This is a genomic window from Piscinibacterium candidicorallinum, assembly GCF_047549485.1.
GTDB classification, from domain to species: Bacteria; Pseudomonadota; Gammaproteobacteria; order Burkholderiales; family Burkholderiaceae_C; genus Piscinibacterium; species Piscinibacterium candidicorallinum.
The window spans coordinates 194,037-216,873 of record NZ_CP180191.1 but is presented as its reverse complement, the minus strand read 5'-3'; the positions used below and the strand labels follow the sequence as shown (position 1 = coordinate 216,873).

Here is a 22,837-nt window from a genome sequence, read left to right as displayed (position 1 = left end):
CCCGCACCCCATGCAATACGTTCGTCTTGGAAGGACCGGCCTCGAAGTCTCCCGCATCGCCCTGGGCATGATGACCTACGGCACCTCGCAGTGGCGCCCCTGGGTGCTGGATGGCGATGCCGGCAAGCCCGTGTTCCAGCGCGCCGTGGAGCTGGGTGTGAACTTCTTTGATACCGCCGACATGTATTCCGCCGGCGAGAGCGAGGTGCTCACCGGCCGCTGGGTGCGCGAGTTCTGCCGGCGCGAGGAGGTGGTGATCGCCACCAAGGTCTATTTCCCGGTGGACCTGGCCTTCAAGGGCGGCGCCAGCAGCGCGCCCAAGCCCGCGCATGTGCCCAACAGCAGCGGCCTGTCGCGCAAGCGCATCTTTCATGCGGTGGACGCCAGCCTCAAGCGCCTGGGCACGGACTACATCGACCTCTATCAGATCCACCGCTGGGACGAGCACACGCCCATCGAGGAAACCATGGAGGCCCTGCACGACGTGGTCAAGGCCGGCAAGGCGCGCTATATCGGCGCAAGCTCCATGTGGGCCTGGCAGTTTGCGCGCGCCCAGAACGTGGCCAAGGCGCATGGCTGGACGCCCTTTGTGAGCATGCAGAACCACTACAACCTGGCATACCGCGAAGAAGAGCGCGAAATGATCCCCCTGTGCCGCCACCAGGGCGTGGCCCTGCTGCCCTGGAGCCCACTGGCGCGCGGGTTTCTGGCGGGCAATCGGACCGCGGCCGACAAGCAGGCCGCCGCGAGCTCAAACTCCCGCGCCGCCACCGACGACATCGCCCAGAGCTACTACTACCGCGAGGCCGACTTCAAGGTTGTGGACGCCGTGAGCAACGTCGCCGCCAAGCGAAGGGAGAAAGGCAGCGAGGTCAGCAACGCCGAAATCGCCTACGCCTGGCTCCTGCACCAGGCCGGCGTCGCCGCACCGATCGTCGGCGCCAGCAAGGTGGCGCAGATCGAAGCCGCCGTGCGCGCCTGCGAACTGCAGCTCACCCCCCAGGAACTGCAACAGCTCGCCGCGCCGTATGAGCAGCATCCGGTGCTGGGGCACAAGTAGGTGGCTGACGCCCGGGTAGAGAGAGTGAGATTGGCTTCTGGTGCGGGTTTTGAGGGCAAAGTGGCTGGAAAGCCGCATAGCACCTGCGGAAGTGCCTTCATGCGTCTAGAGGGCCGACTTCGCAATCCGCATCACTGCGCCAACGAGCTTGAGCAGAAATTCATGCCTTTGGCCGCATTAGCGGCAATTCAGGACTTCGAGCTATGGAAACTCAACTGCGGAACCCAAACACACTCCGAAGACTGGCGCTAGCGTGGGCCGCCATCAGCTTGGTCGCATGCGGAGACCCAAACTCGAAACCTGCGTATGGCCGAGACACTGGCCTTCCGGCGAACTGCCGCGCTTACGTTCAAGGTGCAATCGACGGCTATCGCGCCAAGAAGTACACGGCCGACGAAGTGATGGACGGCCTTGAGCGCAACTGCGGCGCCAACGGATATCTCTGGGTTCGGTAGCGAGTCTTTTTCCATCTGCGAGGTGCGTGAAAGTGCGTCCCAAATCGTGCGTTAGCCCGGCTCAAGAGAGACCAGTTGAAGGCGATGTACTTCAGGCGACCGAATCAAAAGCGAACCCTGAGCAGCCATCAGCGTTTGGGCGAGCCTGGGACGTACTCTTTTGGATTGCGATAGCGGCATTTCTGCTGGGATTCGTTCTGCCGCCTGAGATTGGCGACAGTAAGGTGTACTTTTGGATCACTTTCGCGCTGTTCGTGGCTGCTCTCGCGCGAATCGCTTTCGTGGTGCTCAATCAACTCAAATCACTGACTAAGCGCAATTCGTAACGTTCGGAGCTTCCAAGGTCGAGACATATCAAGCGCGGCTTTCTCGTTTGTCCTAGCCAGAGCTTGTGGCCAGCAAAACAATCTGCGTTGCCCAAAACCCTCTTTCGACCTGCGCGCATGCTTGTCTATCACGGCACCTCTCGGGAACACGCTGACCGCTTCATTCGGGACGGCATCGACGCCGATCGTCTGCACACTCGTGCAATCCATGGCCCGCAAGACTTCGAACCCGGCCTTTTTGTTACCCCAAGATTTGACGTAGCGCGGCGCTTCGGGCTGTGTGTGCTTCAAATCGAGGTCGAGTTAGACGAGTTGGTCGTTCCTCCTGCCCTGAGGATCGCAGGCGCGACCCTTAAAGGCGTGCTAACTCATCCCTTTGAGCCACAAGCACTCCTTGTTACCCGCGTGAGTCCGTGCCGAGTGACGCTCATCGAGTCGCATTCAAACGAGTACCCGTTCAATCCGTTTGACGAAACGATTCCTCCACAAGGCGTGCAGCGTTGAAGACAGTCGGGCAGAGCGGCGTTCGGCGGATGCGTATACCGAGCGCATGTTCTCATCTCTTGAACTGATCGCGCATTGAACGCAAAGGGCGCTCGGCTCTCGAGCTTGATGGCTAGCTCCCCCTACCGAACCACCTCCACCCCCGTCACAAACACCAGCTCGCAGGCGCCGTTGCCGGTGTCTTCTCGGGTGCGGCTGGAGTTCCAGGTGAAGCCGTTGGGGCCGCGCACGTCCACCAACTGGCCGCGCAGGCGGACTCGACTGCCCTTTTGCACGGCGAATAACTGCCGCTCGATCTGCGCGTCGGCCGGGATCAGGTGCATGTTGGAGGCGCTGCGGATGATCTCCTCGGGTGGGATGGGCGGGCTGTCTTCCCAGCGGTAGGTGAAGAAGCGCACGTCCTGCTTGATGGTGAGTTGCTTGAGCACCTGCTCGTCGCTCATGCGGTTCCAGCCCAGGGCAAAGTCGATGGGCGCGAGCTTGGCGCCGGCGTCCCAGTTGTATTCCTCGGCCGAGAGCAGGCGGGCCTGCACCTCGAAGTCGGCCACGGCAGTGAGCTGGTGGCCCTTGAACTCGAAGGTGCGCGGCGTGGCCAGATTGACCTGCACGGGCTCGGCCATGACGGGCGGAGCCACCACGCGCTGCTCGCGCTGGCAGGCGCGTACGCTCAGGGCGACGCTGACGATGAGAACGAGGGCGGCAATCCATTGCATGGCGGCGATGCTAGGCGGCCGGCCCGCACGCACCGGGTGGCGTGCGATGCGCCCGGCGCTTTGGCGGATGAAACAGGTGTTACACGGCGTAAGCGATTGCGGTGCGCCCGTGCAATGACCGTAGCCCGGCGCTGCACCGGGGCCGAGGCCCGCGGAATGCAGTGAAGACGCCCATCTGGCGCGGCTTTCCAGACCAAAAAGCCTCAAGACCCGCACCAGACAAGCGAGAAGCCTCGCGCCGACTGCGCCTGAACAGCCGCAGCGGCGCCGCACATGCACCGGAAAACATGATTGCGTTGCCACGCCGCGCGGCAGCGCGATCATTGGCGGCGACTTGTCGCAGCCGCTAGAACGGCAGCGCTGCATGTGCAGTGACTGGTGAGACGAACGATGCTCCGACGTGAAGTGTTCAAGTTCTTTGGTGCGGGTGGTGCGGTGCTGGCCAGCGGTTGCGGTACGCCGCAGCCCAGCGGCCCGCCTTCGGCTGCGCTGGCCAAGCTGCCGCCGGATGTGCAGCCCTACCGCACCGCGCCGGCCACGCCGCCGCGCACCTTGCCGCACCCGCCGGGCACGGTGTTCTTTGCACCCAAGGCGCCGGTGTTTCCCTACTACACGGACCGCGATGCGGTGCTGCGCGACGCGCAGGGCATCTCCGATGCGCTGGAGCGCTACATCAACGCCTGGCTGGCCGGCCGCGTGCCTGCGGAGATTCCCAAGGAGTTTCTGCCGCCCGGCGTGAACCTGACGGACTTCCCGCGCTTTCGGCTGGTGCGCGCGGCCGATCTGCGGCCCGAGGACGTGTGGGCGGCGCGCTGGGCGCGGCCGATCACGCGGGCCGGCTATGTGGGCTTCTTCCCGGACCCGAACGTGACCTATCTGGTCATTCCGGCCATGCTGCTGCCCTTCGGGCACAAGGTCGTGGTCGAGGGCGAGTTTCCGCGCGCCCGGTTCTTTGACCTGCAGGTGACGCCGGCCTTCCGGCCCGAGGACTACCGCTACGACGGCGGCATCGGCGTGGCGGAGGTACCGATCGTGGATGCCGACATCGACCCGCTGCCGGGCCACGGCAACCCCTTCCGCCTGGGCGCCAACCGCAACATCGACAAGCGCAGCTGGCGCGTGGAGTTTCCGATGGTGATTGGCGACGCCATGGCGCTGAACCCGGCGTTCCGGCCGCCCTTCTTCCGCGGCCAGGGCAATGTGCGCTACGGCACCGGCATCATGTTCCAGGGCGCCTGGGGCGCGCCGGGCTCCAACGGCCACGGCCGCGGCCTCTGGGACACCGGCCAGCTCTGGGCGCGCTACTACCTGCCCGACCGCCGCGCCGACGGAGGCGTGGACCCGCTGGCCGGCGTGCCCCTGCCGCGCGCCTGGTACGAGACCCCCAAGGGCGAGCGCTACTTCATTGCGGTGGATCTGGAGCCCTACACCCGCCGCGCCAACCGCGTGGTGCAGATTCCCGAGGGCGCGCCCACCATCGAGCCCAGCGACAAGCGCCTGTCCAGCGCGCGCTACGGCTGGAACAAGCAGACGGGCATCTTCCGCGCCGTGGTGGCCGGCATTGCACTGAACACCGGCTGGGCACCCAAGGAATACGTGCGCAACCTGGACAAGGGCGTGGCCGGCCGCGGCAGTGACCTGGACGGCCCGGCCGTGCTGGAACAGTCCGCCACCTCGGCCACCTACATCGACTACCTGGTGCGCGGCATGGAACTGGGCCGCGGCAAGGTGGTGGTGCTCACCGGCCGGCTGCCCAGCTTCCCCAAGACCCTGCGCGGCGACGCGCGCTTTGGCGGTGGCGAGATGCGCTACTGGTCACTGACCGGCTACCAGGTGCCCGCCGGGCTGGACTTTGCCAAGGCCTTCGACAAGAACGCCGTGATCGGCGTGGCGGTGCATTGCGTGTGCGACGAGGAGATGGTGCTGGACGCGCAGCGCCGCTACGTGATCTGCCTGTCCCGCCCGCAGGACCGGCCGGCCAACGCTACCGCCGCCGCCGGCGTGACCTGGGTGGACTGGGGCCCCTCGCCAGAGGTGAGCTGGACCCTGCGCTGGCTGACCGTGGGCCCGGAGTGGCAGGGCAGCAATGCCCCCACACCGCAGAAGATCGGCCGCAAGGCCGATTGGCCCGAACGCGAGTGGGACCCCAGCGCCATCGGCACCAACAGCCACAACGGCGCCCTGGGCGAATACCTGCCGCGCATCCACTATCTGGATGCCAGCGAATTTGCCAAGCTGGGCATGAACGTGACGATGGATCGCGTACCGCTGTGGCGGGCCTAGCCGGCGAACTGAGGACCGGCTTACACCCGGACTTCAAGGGCTAGACGTCCGTTTCATGCGCCTCTCCAGGGCAAAGTGGCTGGAGAGGCGCATGGGACAAGCGGAAACATCGCGGGACACCTTCGGGTATCTCCGGGCGTGCGTCGGGACGCTGATTTCGTAGAGTGCTGCGTTCGAAGCAGGAAGCACCCATGAGCGACAGCACGCCACACAACCGTCTCAAAGTCTTCGCCTGGAAGGGATACGCAGGCGTCGTTGTGCTGCTGGTGTTGATCGACATGGTCGTGGCGATGTCCAAGGGCGACGGCCACTGGATGCTGCTTGCGCTCAAGGGTTTCTGGACGCTCGGGCTTTGTGTTCCCTTAGTCGGTTGGGCTTGGCAGCGTCTCTTTGCTCCAAGGTCGCTCGGAAAGCTGTCGTTCTTCCTCTGTGTCGTGGTGGGCGTGCTGGTTGTCCTCGGCGCGCCAATGACCCTCTTGCCCGACAGCGCGCTCACGCTCACCCAAGTGTCGATCGCAGTGCTTGCGTGCGTGCTTCTCAGCCCGTTCGCATATGCATCCTTCATGTACGGCTGGCGCTCCCCGCACTTGAGCGAAGCCTAAGCGCCGACGTGCCCACGCCAGTCGCTGACGTAAAGCGAGACGTCCATTCCATCCGGGTCTTCAGGGCAAAGTGGCTGGAGAGGCGCATGGGACAAGCGATCTGTGGCGCAATGGTCTTGCGATTGGGGCGCTCCCTGAGCCTCGCGCTCGCGGCATGCTCGTCGTTCCGCCGGGGCCAAGCAGTGCTTGCTGAAGCCCTGCCTTCAGGAGGGGTCGCGCGGGAAGCGGACTGCAGACTTACCTTAGGAACTGCAGCCAGTAGTCACGCAGAGCGCGCTCGCACAGCTTGACCTCTTCACCCTCAAGTTGGACGAGGTCAGGCGCATGGTGCAGAAAGAGCGCTATCGCATGGCGCTGCGCCGGACTGAGCAGCGCGTACTGATTCATGTGGTGCGTCCAGGCACGCTCCTTGGGATACAGCCCGCTCATCGTGCCGATCACCCGCATGGATGAACTGTCGTAGTTCCGAATGACGCTGAGCGCCAGGGGCGCGATGTAGTAGCGGAAGGCCTCGGCATCAAAAAACGCCACCTGCGCACGCTCAAGTTCGCTCGACGGGATGCGCGACCAATCGTCGGTGATCTCGTCTGCGGGCAACGCGCGGTACCAGACTTCATCGCACGGCTCAGGCGGCCGATCCACCGCCTCCGATTGTCGAATGCTCATGCCGCCGCCGAGCACCACGCCAGCGAAGGCGCTCGCAAACGCCTTCTCTACAAAGGCGAGCTTGTCGCCGGTCGGCGCCATCAAGCCGCCACCGCCTCCGCCCGCGTCCCGCACTGCTTCATCTTCTCGGCCTGGTAGGCGAGGAACAGCTTCTGCCACACCGGCCCGGGCTTGCCGCCGCGCACGGGCTGCTCGTCGCAGGTGGTGATGGGCAGGACCTCCTTGGTGGCGCTGCTCATGAGCATTTCGTCGGCGGCGAGGAACTCGGCCTTGGTGACGGGGCGCACTTCGTAGGGGACGCCGGAGGCATCGCACAGGCGGGCCATGAGGCCGTAGCGGATGCCGGCGAGGATCTTGTTGTCGCGCGGCGGGGCGATGACTTTGCCGCCGATGACGGCGTAGATGTTGGTGGCGCTGCCTTCAGTCAGCATGCCGTCGCGGAACATGATCACTTCGATCACGCCGGCCTCCACGGCCTCCTGGCGCTTGAGCACGTTGCCCAGCAGGGCGACGCTCTTGATCTCGCAGCGCAGCCAGCGGTTGTCGATGGTGGTGATGACGCTCACGCCCTTCTCGAGCGTCTCGCCTGCGGGCGGCGCAAAGGGCGAGGTCATGGCAAAGAGTGTGGGCTTCACGTCCTTGGGGAAGGCGTGGTCGCGCTTGGCCACGCCGCGGGTGACCTGGAAGTACACAAACTGGTCATTGGCCGGATGCTGCTCAATCAGCCTGAGGATGATGCGCTTCCACTCCTCATCGCTGTGCGGGTTGGTGATGGACAGGGCGTCGAGCGAGCGCTTCAGGCGCGCCAGGTGCTCTTCCATGCAGAAGGGCTTGCGGTTGTAGGCGGGCACCACTTCGTAGACGCCGTCACCAAAGATGAAGCCGCGGTCGAGCACGCTGATCTTGGCGTCGCCCAGGGGCAGATACTCGCCATTGAGGTAGCAGATGGAATCCCACATGGTGTCTGGTCTCGCTGAAGGGTCGTTCGGGTCGGATCGGAAGGCTGGCGTGATTATCCTGCCGCGCTGCAGCACGACGCCATGCCGAATGCGCATGGCACATGCGTGATGGGCCCGCAGCAATGAAAACGGCGGCCGACGCCGCTGCAAATCAAAACGGCGGCCGCAACCGCTGGCAATGAAAACGGCGGCCGCAACCGCTGGCAATGAAAACGGCGGCCGCAACCGCTGGCAATGAAAACGGCGGCCGCAGCCGCCGTGTGCTCACCCCGAACTGCGGGGCTTACTTGAACATCAGCCGCACGGAGTCCCAGGCGCGGCCAATGATGCCGGCCTGCTCCACGGTCTCGAGCACCTGCACGGGCTTCTCGGCCACGATGCGGCCGTCGGCACTCACGCGCAGGCTGCCGATGGTCTGGCCGGCCTGCACAGGCGCCACGAGCGGCTGCGGGCGCGTAACTTCGCTCTTGAGCTTGTCGCCCATGCCGCGCGGCACGGAGATCCAGGCGTCCTGCATGAAGCCGAGCTTGGCGGTGGCCGCCTTGCCCTTCCAGATCTCGGGCGTGATCAGCGGGGTGTTGGCCTGGGCCACCCGCACGTTCTCGAAGTTCTGGAAGCCCCAGTTCAGCAGCTTGACGCTCTCCTGCGCGCGGGCGTCCATGCTTGCGGTGCCCATGACGACGCTGATCAGGCGGCGGGTGCTGCCGTGCGCGCCCGGGCGGCGCGCCGAGGACACGAGGCAGTAGCCGGCGGCGGCGGTGTAGCCGGTCTTCATGCCGTCCACGGTGGGGTCGAGCCAGAGCAGGCGGTTGCGGTTTTCCTGGGTGATCTTGTTGTAGGTGTAGTTGCGCTGGCTGTAGTACTTGGCGTACTGCTCGGGGAAGTCGCGGATCAGGGCCTGCGCCAGACGGGCCATGTCGGCCGCGGTGGTGATGTGGCCGGGCTCGGTGATGCCAGCGGCGTTGGTGAAGCGCGTGCCCTTCAGGCCCAGCCGCGCGGCTTCCTTGTTCATCAGGTCGGCAAAGCCGGCCTCGCTGCCGCCCACGAGCTCGGCGAGCATGTAGGAGGCGTCATTCGCGCTGACGATGATCATGCCGTGCAGCATCTCTTCCACGGTGACGGGCACACGCAGATCGATCCACATGTTGGACTGCTCGTTCCTGCCTTTGCCGGCGCGCTCCCAGGCCGACTGCGAGAGGTTTACGCGCTGATCCAGGGTGATGCGCTTTTCCGCCAGCGCCTTGAAGACGACATAGGCGGTCATGATCTTGGTGAGCGAGGCGGGCTCCACGGGCTGGTCCGGGTTGCTGGCGGTGAGCACCTGGCCGCTCTGGATGTCGAGCAGCACAAAGCTGCGCGCGGCGATGACGGGCGGGGCCACTTGCAGCGCAAGTGCGGTTGCGGGTGCAGCAGGTGCGGCCTGGGCCAGAACGGTGGCGCTCAGCGGTGCAAGCAGGGCGGCCAGCAGCGGCGCGGCAAGGCGGCGCACGGCGGCGCGGACGATCGAAAACTGCATGTGGACGGACTTCCTCGAAATGAAGCCCGCAAGTTTAGGCGCGCGCTATGGGCATTCCGGCCGCTACGCCCGGTGGTGTGTAAGCAGAGTTGGCGCGCGGCGATCGGTCTTGGAACGCGAAAGCGCCGCTGCCGCGCGCTCAGCCAGCGATCTCGCGCAGCTTGGCGGCGACTTCGCGGCCCTTGATGCCGGCAATCACATCTGCCGCACGGGTAAGTGCGGCAGCGAGCTGCTCGGGGGTCTTGGCGGCCTCCAGCTTGAGGGCCAGCGGTTCGCCGTCCATGGGGCCGAGCTGCTCGATGACGAAGCGCGCAGCCTTCATCCCGCGGTCGCCCACCGGCCGGTTGCTGCCCGCAGGCGGCGCGGGCGGGGGTGGCGGCGGTGAGGGCGCGGCGCCCGGCGCCTTGGCGTGCAGATTCACCGCGGCGCGCGGCGGGCCGGCAGGCTCGATCAAGCCGCGATCGAGCAGCATCTGGGTCATGGCCAGCGTTTCGTCGGCGCTCTTGAAGAACTCCACGAGCTCCGTGGGCGTGCGCTTGCCATCGCACATGATCAGCAGCCGCCGTTCCGCGGAGCCGAGCCCCAGCTCGCGCGCGGTCATCTCCTTGGTGCCTGCTGCGGTCTTCTTGTAAGGGGTGTCTTTCATGCGCAGTGCGTAAGGCTTGCGTAAGGTTTGGTCAGGGGTGAGTGTGCTCGCGCAAGGTGCACAAAGCAATCCTCAATGTCCGTGGGTATACCCGCGCTGTGGCTCTGATCGTGACTCGGCGTTGTAAACAAGGCATCGGCCACCCGGCGTTGAACGCATCTGCCCTGCACTACAGGAGCGGCTGTACTAGGCGCTTGACCACGGTGAGCTTGCGATCGAAGTAGTGCGTGCTGCCAGGCACGACGATCACAGGCAGGTCCTGCGGCCGCGCCCAATCGAGCACGCTGGCCAGAGGCACCACGTCGTCCTGCTCGCCGTGGATGACGAGGGTCTCGGCCGGCACCTCAGGGATCTTGAAGCGGCTGGTCGCAGGGCCAAGCAGAACCAGCTGGTCCGGGGCTGTGTTTGCAGCCTGCAGGCGCGCGAAGGCGCTGGCGGCCACAAAGCCGCCAAATGAGAAGCCAGCCAGCACCAGGCGCTGCGGCGCGCGGGCGCGGACGTGCTCCACCACCTGCAGGAAGTCATCCGTCTCGCCAGCGCCCTGATCGAACTCGCCGCCACTGGCGCCGATGCCGCGAAAGTTCAGGCGCACGGCCACGCGCCCGGCCGCCACCGCAGCACGCGCCACGGTGGTGACGACCTTGTTGTTCATGGTGCCGCCAAACAGCGGATGCGGGTGTGCCACCACCACCACGCCGCTGGCGGGTTCGGGCGGCGTGTCGATGGCGACTTCGATTGGCCCGGCGGCGCCGGGCAGCAGGAGGGTCTCGGTGCCCGGACTCATGCCTTGGATGGCGCCGCAGCGACGGGCGCGGTATCTGGCAGACGCAGGCGCTCCACGACTTCACCCTTCACGATGTGCCGATCGATGATCTCGTCCACGTCGGCTTGATCCACATAGGTGTACCAGACGCCTTCCGGGTAGACGACGGCGACCGGGCCTTCCTCGCAGCGGTCCAGGCAGCCCGCCTTGTTGATGCGGCAGCCGCCTGCGCCGGCCAGACCGAGGGCCTTTACGCGCTTCTTGGCGTGCTCCTGCATGGCCTGGGCGTCGCGGTGGGCGCAGCAGGGTCGGCCTTCGTCGCGCACATTCAGGCAGAAGAACACGTGGTGCTTGTAGTAGCTCATGGGAGGTGGAGTCGATAGGGGATGAAGGTGCGCAGTCGCCTCAGGCCTCGCGCCAGCGGCGGCCGAGCACGGCGACCAGCGCGGCCAGCGGCCAGAGGGCTGCAACCCACTGCGTGACGCCGAAGAAGCCGATGAAGACCCCATGTTGCCAGCGCGTATGGGTCGCCGCAAAGTACGGGTTCTCCGGCACGATGTTCACGAAGATCATCTGCAGCAGCAGGGCCAGCACGCACAGGCTGCCGGCAACCCAGCCGGGCAGGAATGCAATCACCACCGCAGCGACGCAGGCCGCGAGCAGGGCCTTCTGCGTGGCGGTGCCCCACCAGCCAAAGGCCTCGTCCGGCCCGAACTGCAGGCCGGTGGCCACGGTCTTGCACAGCACAGCGACGGCCAGCAACGTGAGCAGCAGTACGACGCGCGGTGCCACGCGAGTCAGGCTCAGGCGCGCGAGCAGCAGCAGCGTCACCAGGCCGAGCGCGGCCGCGAGCGTGTCCACTGCAGCGAACTGGTCTGCGGACAGGGCACGGGTGACATCAAGGGGCGAACTGCGCAGGGGAATCTCCAGCCACTGCTGCAGCAGCGCAGCCACGAGCGGCACGAACTGGCCGTTGATGAAGGGCAGCGCGCTCGGATGCAGCTGGCTGACGAGCCACAGCGCCACCAGCGCGACCAACAGCCCGGGGTGGGCCACGAAGGACTGGCGCTGCCAACTGGCCGCCGCAGGCGAGTTGAGCCAGGCCCGAGCCATCGGGAGTGCGATCAGCGCCCCGAGCAAGGTGCCTGCGCTGTTCGCCAGCCAGTCTGTCCAAGTGGCGTGGCGCATGGGCAGGTAGGTCTGGGTAGCCTCCATGGCGAAGCTCAGCAGCACGCCGGGCAGCAGGGCAAGCAGCAGCACCAGCGCCCGGTGCCGCTGGGCGGGTTGCGCAAACACCGCCAGAAAGCCGAAGGGGAGATAGGTCAGCACGTTGGCGACCAGGTCGAACTGCGTGAGGTAGCGCGGCAGCGGATCGTCGATGAAGGCCCAGAAGGGCACGCCAGGGTCGCGCCAGCCTGAGAACGGATGCAGGCTCGCGAGCACGGCAAGCAAGGCATAGGCGGCCAGCGCCCAGCGAGCGATCTGGGCGGTCGTGTCGGAACCGGCGGCGAGCCGCACACGGCTCAGGCCCCGGCTGGCGGGCATCGACTTGGGCATGACAAGAATGCGCTGCCGTACTGGGCGGGCGCCAGGCGCCGCGTGTGGCAACTGGCGCAGAGTGTAGGAGGCGCGGGCCGCCGGGCAGCGCCGGGAGGGCTGAACCCGCCCCTCGCCGATAATCAGCAGCCTCTCTGTCCTGCTCCCTACCCAGCCAACGCCTCATGCACTTCCGGTTCGACAGCGCCAGCCTGCAGGCGAGCCTGCGCCTTGCACCGCATGTGCGGCTGGAGCTGAGCTGCGTCGAAGAAACCGGCTCCACGAACGCGGACCTGCTTGAACGCGCCCGCCACGGGCGTCTGCCGGATGGCGACGCGGGCGCGCTGAGCGTGCTGATCGCCAGGCAGCAGCGTGCCGGCCGCGGCCGTGCCGGCCGCACCTGGCAAGCCGACCCCGGCGCCGCGCTGCTGATGTCGCTGGGGACGACGCGGCGCCTGCACGCCGGCCTGATTGGCGCACTGCCGCTGGCGGTGGGCGCGGTGGCCGCGTCTGCCCTGCAGCAGCTGGGCGCAAACGTGATGCTCAAGTGGCCCAATGATCTGCTGCTGGTGCCGGCCGCGCCAGAGCACGCCGAGCGCGTCGGAAAGCTCGGCGGTGTGCTCGTGGAGACGCACGCGCTAGCGGGAGACCAACTCGGCATCGTGGTCGGGATCGGCGTGAACGGCAGCCTGCCTCAAACTGCGCTGACCCCGGGCGGCTTGCCGCCAGCGGCGCTCTGCGAGGCTGCAGCCTGCACCGCACCGGCTGCGGCAGTGACCGCCGCATTGGTCGAGGCGCTGGCCGATCTGCTGGTACAGCCGGACCTGCCGGGCACGATCCACACACTGGTGCTGCAGCGCTATCCGGCGCTGGACTATGCGCGCGGGCGGCCAGTGCAGATGATTCAGGGCGGCGCGGTGGTGCTGGATGGCATCGCGGATGGCATCGACTCCGATGGCGCGCTGCGGGTGCGCAGCGCGCATGGCATGCGGCGCTTTGTTCAGGGCGACTGCTCACTGCGATTCGGTGGTCAGACATGACGCGCGCCGCAAGCCTGCTGGTGGACATCGGCAACAGCCGTGTGAAGCTCGGCCTGTGGCGCGAGGGCCAGCTTGCGGCGACGCTGGCCTGCACGCACGCGCAGATGATGGACGCGGCAGCAGGCCAGTTCGACCCGCTGACCGCATTGGGCACGGCCGCCGGACGTCTGGATGCAGCGTGGGCGGTCTCGGTCGGCCACGCCCGCTTGAACGAGGCGCTTCAAGCATGGTGCTCGGCACAGGGTCTTGCGCTGCATTGGTGGCTCAAGGACGAATTGCCGGCCGGATTCGTGAACGCCTATCGCGCGCCCACGCTGGGTGCCGACCGGCTGCTCGCGGCGATCGCGGCCTGGGCGATCGCAGGTCGCGGCAATGAGGCGCTCGTGATCGCGAGCTTCGGCACCGCCACCACGGTCGATACCGTTGCAGCCGGGCGCTATGAGGGCGGCATGATTGCGCCGGGCATCGCGCTGATGCTGGACTCGCTCTCCGCAGGCACGGCGCATTTGCCGCGCGTGCCGGCGGAGTCCCTGCAGCTCGATGCCCGCGCCAAGACCACGCCCGAGGCGATCGCTGCGGGCGTGGCCGCCGCACAGCGCGGGCTGATCGACCAGGCGCTGCAGGCCGCGCGCAGCGCCACCGGCTGCGAACCGAATCTGTACGTCAGTGGCGGGGCCGCAGTGGGTGCCGCTGGCATACTGCCCGCGCACACGCTGCTGCCTCACGCCGTGCTTCAGGGTCTGGGCGTGGTACGTGACAGCGCGCAGCGCTGATCCTCTGATCTCTCATGCGAATCCTCTTCGTCCTGCTTCTCGCGCTCAATCTGCTGGTGCTCGCAGCCTGGAAGGGCTGGCTAGGCCCGGTGCTGCCCGGCCAGTCCCGCGAGCCGGCGCGCCTGGATGCCCAGGTGCAGGCAGAGCGATTCAAGGTGTTGTCTGAGGTGGAGCTCGAGAAAGCTGTGAGCGGAGCCGCGAGCAAGGTGCGCGCTCAGGACGCGGCAACTGAACGCGCCGCCTGCCTGGAGTGGGGCGGCTTCGACACGGACGCGCTCGCACGCGCACGCGCTGCGCTGCCTGGCGATGAACTGAACGCTGCCGGTGCGAAGATCGACACCGCCGAGCGCACCGTGGGCGCGGAGTACGCCGTGATCATGGGCCCCTACGTGGACCGCCCGACCACCGAGCGCAAGATGGTGGAACTGCGTGGCCTGAAAGTCACAGACATGGCCATGACCGAAGACGTGCGCGGACGGTGGATTTCGCTGGGCCTGTTCGATGTCGAGGCCAATGCGAAGCGGCGTCTGGATGTGCTCAGCACACAGGGCGTCCGCACGGCGCGCATCGAACGCCGTACCGGCCAGACGCGCAGCTATCTGCAGGTGCGCGATGCACCCGCGCCGCTGGCCGAGAAGCTGCGGCAGATCAGCCTGCCGGCGAGCACAGCCGCTTGGGGCGCCTGCCGCTAAGATCCACAGGCTGCCGGCGCACCGCCGGCGCCGCCCGGCTCAGGCAGCCTGAAGCTTGAAGACGGCGCGCCGCTCACCCACCACGTTGCCGCGAATGTTTCGGATTTCTCGGGCACGCCAGGGCTCCAGCGCCTCGGCCTGCGCTGCATCCAGCCAGCCGCGTTGAGCCATGGCCTCCACCGCTGCGGCATACAGCGCAATCTTGCTGCCGTCGCCGATCTTGATGGCGATCGCCTCGCCGCGCGAGCGACTGCCCAGCGCCTGCACGCCATCTGCGCCCACCTTGGTCACCCAGTCGCCACGGCCGATGCGCATGAAGGCTTCATCGTTGCGGCCGGTGCCTGACACCAGCAGCGGGTGCGCCGACATCGCCTGCCCGAGCGCCTCGAAGGCCTCGCCGAACTCGCCATCCGCCGCGCCGTGCGCCAAGCGCGCGTAGCCTGTCGCCAACGCGGACAGGGGCATGGCGTAGTTGGGTGCGGAGCAGCCGTCGATGCCCATCCTGAGCTGCGATTCCTCCATGCGAACGGCCCGCGCCACATCCCGGCGGATGGCGCGCTGAAGCGGAGAATCCGGCTCGATGTAGAGCCCGGGATCTGCGCCATTGACGGCACACCACGCGAGCATGCCCGCATGCTTGCCCGAGCAGTTGTGGTGCCGCTCGTCATACGCAAAACCCGCAGGTGCCGGCTGGTCATTGAAGCGGTAGGGCACATGACAGCCGCACTGCAATTGGCGCACCTGCATGCCGGCGGACTGAAGCATGCGATCGACCACCGCCACATGCGCATCCTCGCCGTTGTGGCTGGCGCACATGAGCGCCAGTTCCTCATCCCCCCAGCCCAGCTTTCGCACACCCCCCGCGGCCACGAAGGGCAGGGCCTGCAGTGCCTTAAGCGTCGAGCGCGTGAAGGTGACGAAGTACGGATCTCCTGACGACGCGAGTACCTGGCCGGTCGAGTCCGTGACAGCGACTGCACCGAAGAAGGCGCACTCCGGCGTGCCACCGCGATGGGTCTGGATCAGGGGCGTCAGCGACATTCGCGTGTTCTCAAGAATCATTGGACAGGCGCGAGTATGCGCGCCTGCGCATGCCGACTGAACCGCTGCCTAAAGCGTATCGCGCTGGTCGTCGTCGAAGTACCAGATGATCACGCCGTGGGTGCGGCTTTGGATATCGGGCATGGGTTTGCCCATTTCGACGTAGCGCCGCTCGCCCAGACGGGCGGCTGTGCGCCACCAGCCAGTGCGTGGGCAAGGTTGGCCAGCGTAGGCTTCCATGCGCTTTGCCGCCTCAGAAGCGGTTGAGTCGTCAACCCTTGTGGACGCTTGTTCGTCGGGATCACTCTCAAGCAACTCCACGAATATCCATTCGCTGGGTCTGGCCTCAAACGCCTGCATGGCAACCAATGATCCAGCCACATCAGCGTCGCTGACGTCTTGCGCCTCAAACGGGGGTGGGACGCTCATCAAGCCATTTGCGACCGCGTTCGCGGCGAACTTCGCCATTTGAGCCTTGTTGACCCAGAGTGCCGGCCGACCGACGTGCTGCAACGCGGCGTCACCTGTTGAGTTGAACGTCCACGCTGGGCCTGGCGCGCCGAACTCGTCGCCCGACCACAGAAATTGAGGGGATGCAGCGGGCAGCTCCGCGGGTACATACACACCGGTGCGCGATGGCCGTTGACCCGACTTGATACGGATCTCCGGATGCAGCTTCAAGCGCGCGCCAGTCGTGAGGTGCTCAGAGAGGTCACTGACCAACCCGGTCAACTCGAAGTCATTCAATTGACACGGGCGCGCAAAGACTGCGTCCAAGGGCGCAGCAAGACGTTCGACGCTGCGGATCCGTGCTTGAAAGTCATGTTCCTCGTCCGGAGTCATCCACTCCAGAGACAGCTCCTGCAGCCCTCGGATGCAGCCATTCAGGCCGGTCATCCGGTAAATCTCGGCCTCGCGCAGGGCGAGCGCCTCAACGGTGCTCTTGCGGAAGTCCAGAAGCAGTCCGTAGCCATAGCTCGACCAATTCGACGGCGTATCTCGGACGCCCCAACGCGGGTCACTGAATGCTCGATCCCGGCCCTGGTCCAGCGCGCGATCCAGCGTCGTACCGGACGCCTCAATCCAGGAGTCCAGCGCCGCGATGAGTTCAACCAGGCGCTCAGGCGCTGCGAGGTGATACAGGACCATGACTTGCAATTGCTGCCATGGCGGAAGCGTGGGTGGGTTGTCGTTTTGCATCTTCGCCGCTCCGCAGCTGATCAGTTGCTTGAAACCTGTCCGGCCAGGGACGGCAGACCAATTCGACCATCGGCCGCATGCTCGGCGAAGTCTGTGTAGCCCCAGCCGGTCTCGAAGGGTCCGCTGATGTTCGGGTGATTGATTCGATCCCGCAGCGCGATGTACTGCGCCTTGGCCTCAGCAGGCAATGCATCGAACTCCGCTTGCGTCTTGACGCCCTGCAAGCGGTTTCCGCTGCCACCGCCCACACGGTAGTAGCGCATGGTGTCGTTGTACTGATGCCCTCGCGGAACATTGAAGACGACCTGCTCCCACCCCCCTTGGAGGTGCTTGCCGGGCAAAACGTCCTTGGTCTGGCTTGATGCTTCGCCGCGCCACACCTTGAGTGTCTGACCCTCTTTCACGTCATACACAACGAACTGCCCGTTGACGTTCCAGTCCGGCCAGACAGCCAGATGCTTGCGCCAGGCTTCCCGCGGATTCGGCGCGCTCATCAACGCCTTGAAGACGTCTTCGCTGACCCAGCAATCGCTCATCGCGCGGCTGTTGGGGGCCAGAATGCGGTACAGCTTTGCCGGCCCCTTGATCTCATCGGCGACGAGTCGATGAAATGACTTGATGTTCTGGTCTGACAAGCTTGGCCAGCCCTGCGCAACACGCTTGTCGACGATGGGTCGATAGAGTCTCGGGCTGGCTTCGGACACCGTGGGTGCGCCACTGCTGAGCCAACGCGGTGGCGGATGCGTCGTCCTCATGAGACTGACCGCCCGTGCTTCAGGCAAGGCGCCGCGATAGTGGATGTTGCGAGCATCAACGATCGCGCTGCGCTTCAACAGGGCCTCGTGCTCCAGCCTGTAGATGATGCGGTCCAGGATCTTTTGTACAGGCTCGAGAGCCCTGGCCAGATACGTGTCCGCCATGCGCCTGACACTGAGCACCGTATCGACCGCCGCCTTGGCCTTGGCGCCAGCGCCCGGGATCCAGGTGACTTTGTCCATGAGGTCTCTCATGACCTTGATCGCATCGTCAAATCGCGCCAGAAGCGCTGAGGTACTGACCTGCGCTTTGGCAGTCTTTATCTTGTTCGCCAGGTACTGGAAGACATCATCAATCTTGTGCACTCTCAGATACCTCTGCACCTCCCTCTTGCGCAGATAGGTGATCACCCACTGCATGGCATCGTCCACCACCTTGACCAGCTGGTTGAGCCCGGCGCGGCGGATGAAGGCAAAGAAGATCTTCAACACGCCCTTGACCAGAGAGCCCAGACTTGGGAACAGGCCAATCAGCGTAAGCACGATCGCCACCCAGCTCCAAGTGTTGCTGGGGTCCTGGTTGATCTTGCGGCAGTTCGCGATGAGATCGCGCACATCGCAGATCTGATCCACCACGGGGATCATGGACACCCCCGCGTCAAACGCAATCTGGCCGGTGGATCGGTTGTCGTTGAAGTCGCCCTGAATCGCCTCCCAAAGCCACTCCCAGACATTTTTGTCCTCCGGCGCCGGCTGATCGTTGTGCAGCCAGGTGAGTGCGTCGCGAATCTGGTTCTCGGTGGCCATGGGGAAAGTGCTTCGAACTTTCAGGTCAGGATGGGTCGGCGCTCGGTGGCGAGCCTCGATCCTTGAGGTGATCGGGGTTGTGGGGCTTGTGCAGGAGCATCAGCCCGTCAGATCGCTCAAAGGTGCGTGCGGCTTTTCGTCGTCGGGCGTACGCGGCTCGTAGATGACTTCCTTGACGACCTTGTTGTCGACGTTCTCGTGTCGACCCTTCCCCTGCCCGTCGGTCTTGCCAGCAATGCTGCTTCCGTCATCGAACAGAATCTTGTAGGCGACTCCGGTGATGCCCAGACCGCTTGCTGGCCCCATCGGGTCTAGATAGTTCACGCCAATCCAGTGCTTGGTGTCGGGAAAGTCGACGGGCTTCATCGCCATCTTGGCAGCGCCCTGCCACGCATGCTTGCTCGCCTTGGGCGTGAACGCTCCCGGCAGCCCGATCTCGACGTTCCCGCCTTTGAGTGTGATGTATCCGCCGCCCTCGGTGGCCAAGGTGATGTGCTCCTTGGCCTCCAGCAGGATGTGCTTCTGTGATGCGCTGAGGTGGATGGCCTGTTCGGCATTGATGACGGTGTCATCGTGCTGGCTCTGGATCAGCACCTTGCCCTGGTGAGCGATCTGATGGATGCCGCCTGAGTGGGTGTATTGCCGGATGCCCGTGCCCGCGTGGACGTGCGTCTGCTGCCCGCTGGTGAGTTGGACGTGCTTTGCGGCCACCTGATCCAGCGTCTGGCCCGCCGCCAGGGTCACGCTGTGCGGGCTGGCCATCGCAATGCCTGCCGGGCTGTGCAGGGCCAGGTGGTTGGCGCTGGGGTCGGTGTTGTCTGGTTCGTTGTTGGCGCCAGCCGCAAGCCCCTTCACCTCCTTGAGCTGGGTCTCCTGCGGGGCGTGGTCCGGGCCCTTGGCGTCCTTCTCGTCCTTGGCGGTGGCCGCACCGGCCTGGCTGGCGTTCTCGGTGAGGCTTTGTGCGAGGGTCAGGGCTTCTTGCAGCACGGCAATCAGCTCATTGCGATCCAGCGCCCCGCCCACGGCTTGCGCGCGCCCGTCGGTGGTGATGAGCAGGCCCTTGGCCGCGCGGATGGCGCCCCAGTGGTCGGTGCGCAGCTCGAAGCCTTCGCCGCGCGGTTCGGCGCTGGGCTTGTCCACGGCACCAGCCTCTTCGGCCTGATCGGCTCTGGGGTGCATCAGATACCCCAGGTTGAGCTGGCTGGCGCCGTGGGTTGTGGCCAGCTGCAGGCGCACTTGCCCGGCGGTGTCATCGAACAGCAGCTGGTTGTAGCCCGATCCGTTGAGCTCCTTGCTCTTGAACCCCGCCAGGGCCTGGTTGCCCGGCAGGCTGCCCGCATCGCTGAAGGCGGCGGCTCGCTGCTCGGCGTTGTACAGGCGGCCGGTGGCGATCGGCGCGTCGGGGTCGCCCTCGACGAAGCTGACGATCACCTCCTGGCCCACACGGGGCAGGAACTGCGCGCCCCAGTTGGCCCCGGCCCAGGGCTGGGCAACCCGCAGCCAGCAGCTGTCTTGCCCGTTCCTTTGACCGTAGCGATCCCAGTGGAAGTGCACCTTGATGCGGCCGTGGGCGTCGGTGTGGATCTCGCCGGCACCGCTGCCGACCACGGTGGCGGTCTGGATGCTGTGGATCTGCGGCCGCGGTGTGGTGCGCGCCGGGCGATGGGGCTGCTCGCTGCGCTGGGCGCTGATCTCGGCGTGGAAGTAGGCGCCGCCGGCACTGAGCACTTCTTCGAGGCTCGGCGACCCACCGCGCCGCGAGTACGCGGCTTGGAGCTCGCTGGCAGAGGAGCGTCCACTGGGACGCTCCTCTGTCCCGCTCACTCCTTCGTAGCTGGCAAACACCACCGTGCAGCGCTCGCCGGTGATGAGGTAGTGGCCGTTCTGCCCGGCCTGGGGGTGTTTGGTGAGGGTGAAGCAGCCACCGGTGCTCAAGCCGCGGGCGCTGGTGGCCCCCGTCCAAGTGCGGGTGCCGGTGGCGATCGATTCGAGCAGCACCTGGGCCTGATGCTCTGCGGTGGACTCCTCGCGGCTTTCCTTGTGGAACTGACCCGGTGCCTCGTAGATCTCGGCATGGGCGCCTTGCAGCTGAGCGCTCAGGCTCGTATCGGCCCGGCCGCCGGTTTGGGGGGCGCCGGGCTTGAGGAAGGCGTAGTCGCTCAAGGTGACGCTGGATGCGGCGATGCTGCGCTGCTCGGTCCAGCTGAGCAGGGCCTGTTCGTCCTCGCGGCGGCTGCCCACCTGGGCGTGGAAGGGGACGGTCTCGTAGCCTGGGCAGTCGGCATGTTTGGCCGCGCTGTCGGTGAAGACGATGCTGTGGCTGCCTGGCCCCGGATTGGCGCCGAGCAGGGCGCCTGCACCTGAGCCGGCGCCTTCGGCCGGATGGTGCACGACGTGGTAGGTGATGCCTTCGAGCTCGCACAGGCGGTTGATGAGGGCCAGATCGCTCTCCCGGTACTGCACGGTGTAGGGCCGCTTGGGGTAGGCGTGGGTGAGCTTGAACTCGCTCTTGGCAATCGCGTGATCGCCCAGCACGGCAGCAAGGATCTCGGGGACGCTTGCGTCCTGGAAGATCTTGCAATCGGTGGTGAGGCTCAGGAACCACAGCCAGGGGCGCAGGGTGACTTCGTAGCGGGTGAAGCGACCCACTTGATCGAGCTGCCGCGCGGACTGCACGATGCCGTCGAAGGGGCGGGTCTTCGCTTCAGCCAGGTTCAGGCGCAGGTAGGTGGTGAAGTGCTCGCCCAAGAGGCCATGCAGGTCGATGCCGGCGTCCAGCGAGAGGAACTGCAGGGTGCTGGGCTCGGTGCTGTTCAAGCGGCTGCGGGATTCGAGCCGGTGAAACAGCAGGGGCGATGCGGCCAGGCCGGCGCGGGTGCCGAGCTGAGCCAGCGGTGTGGCGCCCGCAAGCAGGCTGCGCGCAGCAGCGGCTGCGCCTGAGGTGGCTGTGACCATGGAGCGATCCCCGACCGGCTTGCGCGCATCGCACTCAGGCCCCCGGGAGGACGGGGACACGGGCTGCGCGCGCCGGCTGTTCTGCAGGGCAGTCTACGCAGAGCGTGCATCTTGATCATCTACCCACCATCGCGCCGACTGGGTATGAACCGCTGCTCGCAGGACGCTCAGATACCGTGGGTGGGGGATCGCGGCCGGGTTTGGGCGGAACTGCAGGGCACGGGCCACAGTCTCAGTGGCCGAAAAGAAATGATCTTGTGATCGATATAGGGCACTTACCGCATGATCCGTGCGGATCTTGGCCGCCAATTGACATCACCAAATCACGGCCGATTTCGACTCAAATCAACCGGGCTGTGGCGCCCCCGGATCCCGCTCCTTGCCCTCGGGTGCGGGGTTGCTCTGCACAGGCACGAGTTGCGAGGGCACCTGGCTGCCGGGCAGTACGGGCATCACACCGCCGGGCGGCAGAGTCTGCGGCATGGCGCGCGGCGCGGCCGTGTTGATCGCCCCGGCGATCGTGGCCGAAGGCGGCGGCAGGGCCACGCGCACGGGCTGGCCGTTGCGCTCGATCAGCGCCGCACGCGCCTCCAGTTGCTTGAGCACCAAGCCGGGCGCGATGTCCTTGCCCACGGCGTAGGACTTGGGCGGCCCGTCATTCAGGCTGATCAGCGCGCGGCCGCCGCCATCACGTTCGGCAATCAGCCCGAGCAGCTTGATGCTGCTGTCGGTGGCCAGCGCAGCCCCGCCAAACAGGTTGGTCAGATCGCGTGGCGGTGCCTCGGACAGGGAGGTGTCCGGCGTGAGCGTGCGCGCAGCACCCTGCGGCACGCCGGCGGCGAGCTTGGTGAACCAGAACACGCAGATGACCGCGAGCAGCGCGGCCAGCAGCAGGGTCGTAATCCTTGGTAACCAGACGGAGTTCATCAACACGCACAGGAAGAAGTCGCTGGCTATTATTCCCGCAAGTTGCGTTGTTGGCGCATTGCGATGCACTGCGCTCGTTACGAAACTTCTCCGCGCGTGGCCGGCCCAAGCTGGGCTGCACGGCGCAACCGCCTCGCTTCGCCCTCTCCACAAGGCTTCGGAACCGCATGTCGACGTCCATCACTTTCGCCCGCCGCGCGCGCGGCTTCACGCTCATCGAGATCATGGTGGTGATCACCATCATCGCTGTCATTGCAGCGTTTGCAGCACCCCGCATCCTGGGGCGAAGTGACGACGCGAGGCGCAAGGCGGCGGGGATTGAGATCACGACGATGAAGCGGGCGTTGCAGATGTACTACCTAGACAACAACAACTACCCCACCACACAGCAGGGTCTGCAGGCACTTGTAGCGAAGCCGACGGTGGCCCCGATTCCCAACAACTGGAAGGCTGGCGGCTACGTGGAAAAGCTCAACCCAGACCCTTGGGGCAACCCTTATCAATACCTCAAGCCAGGGCTTGGTGGCGCCGAATTCGAAATCTTCAGCTACGGCGCCGACGGCAAGCCCGGCGGAGAGGGCAAGGACGAGGACATCACGTCCTCCAAGCTCTGAGGCT

21 protein-coding genes are annotated in these 22,837 nt (G+C 66.0%); 8 read left to right on the top strand and 13 right to left on the bottom strand.

From position 1 onward, the window contains the following. The first annotated feature begins 10 nt into the window (after positions 1-10). Together ACMDW7_RS01055 and ACMDW7_RS01050 are read left to right on the top strand one after the other, a co-directional pair. Entirely contained in the window at positions 11-1,060 is a 1,050-nt protein-coding gene (locus ACMDW7_RS01055; protein WP_377303851.1) for an aldo/keto reductase, read from the top strand. An 898-nt stretch (positions 1,061-1,958) separates the two neighbouring features. After that, positions 1,959-2,345 (top strand): hypothetical protein, encoded by a 387-nt coding sequence (locus ACMDW7_RS01050; protein WP_377303853.1) that lies wholly within the window; start codon positions 1,959-1,961, stop codon positions 2,343-2,345. A gap of 122 nt (positions 2,346-2,467) precedes the next feature. Here ACMDW7_RS01050 and ACMDW7_RS01045 read toward each other — a convergent pair whose 3' ends face one another. Beyond that, positions 2,468-3,058 (bottom strand): hypothetical protein, encoded by a 591-nt coding sequence (locus ACMDW7_RS01045; RefSeq protein WP_377303855.1) that lies wholly within the window; start codon positions 3,056-3,058, stop codon positions 2,468-2,470. Between the two features lie 390 nt (positions 3,059-3,448). Between ACMDW7_RS01045 and ACMDW7_RS01040 the strand changes: the two genes are divergently transcribed. Both ACMDW7_RS01040 and ACMDW7_RS01035 read left to right on the top strand, forming a co-directional pair. Beyond that, positions 3,449-5,341 (top strand): hypothetical protein, encoded by a 1,893-nt coding sequence (locus ACMDW7_RS01040; RefSeq protein ID WP_377303857.1) that lies wholly within the window; start codon positions 3,449-3,451, stop codon positions 5,339-5,341. A 191-nt stretch (positions 5,342-5,532) separates the two neighbouring features. After that, the gene (locus ACMDW7_RS01035; protein WP_377303859.1) at positions 5,533-5,943 is read left to right on the top strand and encodes a hypothetical protein; all 411 of its coding nucleotides are present in this window, start codon (positions 5,533-5,535) and stop codon (positions 5,941-5,943) included. 237 nt (positions 5,944-6,180) lie between these two features. On the opposite strand, the gene ACMDW7_RS01030 is transcribed toward ACMDW7_RS01035, so the two are convergent. The 7 genes from ACMDW7_RS01030 to ACMDW7_RS01000 form a co-directional block, all read right to left on the bottom strand. Beyond that, entirely contained in the window at positions 6,181-6,690 is a 510-nt protein-coding gene (locus ACMDW7_RS01030) for a DUF6714 family protein (RefSeq protein ID WP_377303861.1), read from the bottom strand. Continuing rightward, positions 6,690-7,568, bottom strand: coding sequence for a D-amino acid aminotransferase (locus tag ACMDW7_RS01025; protein WP_377303863.1), 879 nt, complete (start codon positions 7,566-7,568; stop codon positions 6,690-6,692). The genes ACMDW7_RS01030 and ACMDW7_RS01025 overlap by 1 nt, the downstream gene beginning before the upstream one ends. Before the next feature lie 283 nt (positions 7,569-7,851). Continuing rightward, positions 7,852-9,084, bottom strand: a complete 1,233-nt coding sequence (locus ACMDW7_RS01020; RefSeq protein WP_377303865.1) for a D-alanyl-D-alanine carboxypeptidase family protein — start codon at positions 9,082-9,084, stop codon at positions 7,852-7,854. Between the two features lie 139 nt (positions 9,085-9,223). Beyond that, entirely contained in the window at positions 9,224-9,730 is a 507-nt protein-coding gene (locus ACMDW7_RS01015) for a hypothetical protein (protein ID WP_377303867.1), read from the bottom strand. 169 nt (positions 9,731-9,899) lie between these two features. Next, positions 9,900-10,514, bottom strand: a complete 615-nt coding sequence (locus tag ACMDW7_RS01010; protein ID WP_377303869.1) for an alpha/beta hydrolase — start codon at positions 10,512-10,514, stop codon at positions 9,900-9,902. After that, positions 10,511-10,858 (bottom strand): (2Fe-2S) ferredoxin domain-containing protein, encoded by a 348-nt coding sequence (locus ACMDW7_RS01005; protein WP_377303871.1) that lies wholly within the window; start codon positions 10,856-10,858, stop codon positions 10,511-10,513. The genes ACMDW7_RS01010 and ACMDW7_RS01005 overlap by 4 nt, the downstream gene beginning before the upstream one ends. Before the next feature lie 40 nt (positions 10,859-10,898). Next, on the bottom strand, positions 10,899-12,050 hold the full coding sequence (locus tag ACMDW7_RS01000; protein WP_377303873.1) for a VanZ family protein: 1,152 nt from the start codon (positions 12,048-12,050) through the stop codon (positions 10,899-10,901). A 164-nt stretch (positions 12,051-12,214) separates the two neighbouring features. Between ACMDW7_RS01000 and ACMDW7_RS00995 the strand changes: the two genes are divergently transcribed. From ACMDW7_RS00995 to ACMDW7_RS00985, 3 genes are read left to right on the top strand one after another with little or no spacing between them, the layout of a single operon-like run. Continuing rightward, positions 12,215-13,069, top strand: coding sequence for a biotin--[acetyl-CoA-carboxylase] ligase (locus ACMDW7_RS00995; protein ID WP_377303875.1), 855 nt, complete (start codon positions 12,215-12,217; stop codon positions 13,067-13,069). Continuing rightward, a complete protein-coding gene (locus ACMDW7_RS00990; protein ID WP_377303877.1) occupies positions 13,066-13,842 on the top strand; it encodes a type III pantothenate kinase in 777 nt (258 codons plus the stop codon). The genes ACMDW7_RS00995 and ACMDW7_RS00990 overlap by 4 nt, the downstream gene beginning before the upstream one ends. A 14-nt stretch (positions 13,843-13,856) precedes the next feature. Continuing rightward, positions 13,857-14,534, top strand: a complete 678-nt coding sequence (locus ACMDW7_RS00985) for a hypothetical protein (protein ID WP_377303879.1) — start codon at positions 13,857-13,859, stop codon at positions 14,532-14,534. A gap of 39 nt (positions 14,535-14,573) precedes the next feature. On the opposite strand, the gene ACMDW7_RS00980 is transcribed toward ACMDW7_RS00985, so the two are convergent. The 5 genes from ACMDW7_RS00980 to ACMDW7_RS00960 form a co-directional block, all read right to left on the bottom strand. Continuing rightward, positions 14,574-15,575, bottom strand: coding sequence for an asparaginase (locus tag ACMDW7_RS00980; protein ID WP_377303880.1), 1,002 nt, complete (start codon positions 15,573-15,575; stop codon positions 14,574-14,576). Between the two features lie 69 nt (positions 15,576-15,644). After that, entirely contained in the window at positions 15,645-16,775 is a 1,131-nt protein-coding gene (locus tag ACMDW7_RS00975; RefSeq protein WP_377303882.1) for a hypothetical protein, read from the bottom strand. A 20-nt stretch (positions 16,776-16,795) separates the two neighbouring features. Beyond that, the gene (locus ACMDW7_RS00970; RefSeq protein ID WP_377303884.1) at positions 16,796-18,337 is read right to left on the bottom strand and encodes a hypothetical protein; all 1,542 of its coding nucleotides are present in this window, start codon (positions 18,335-18,337) and stop codon (positions 16,796-16,798) included. Between the two features lie 99 nt (positions 18,338-18,436). Then, complete coding sequence (locus tag ACMDW7_RS00965) at positions 18,437-21,292, bottom strand: type VI secretion system Vgr family protein (protein ID WP_414859587.1); 2,856 nt, start codon at positions 21,290-21,292, stop codon at positions 18,437-18,439. A 345-nt stretch (positions 21,293-21,637) separates the two neighbouring features. Further along, entirely contained in the window at positions 21,638-22,219 is a 582-nt protein-coding gene (locus ACMDW7_RS00960; protein WP_377305046.1) for a type II secretion system protein N, read from the bottom strand. A gap of 167 nt (positions 22,220-22,386) precedes the next feature. Here ACMDW7_RS00960 and gspG point away from each other — a divergent pair, with 167 nt between their 5' ends. Further along, complete coding sequence (gene gspG, locus ACMDW7_RS00955; protein WP_377305044.1) at positions 22,387-22,833, top strand: type II secretion system major pseudopilin GspG; 447 nt, start codon at positions 22,387-22,389, stop codon at positions 22,831-22,833. Positions 22,834-22,837 lie beyond the last annotated feature (4 nt).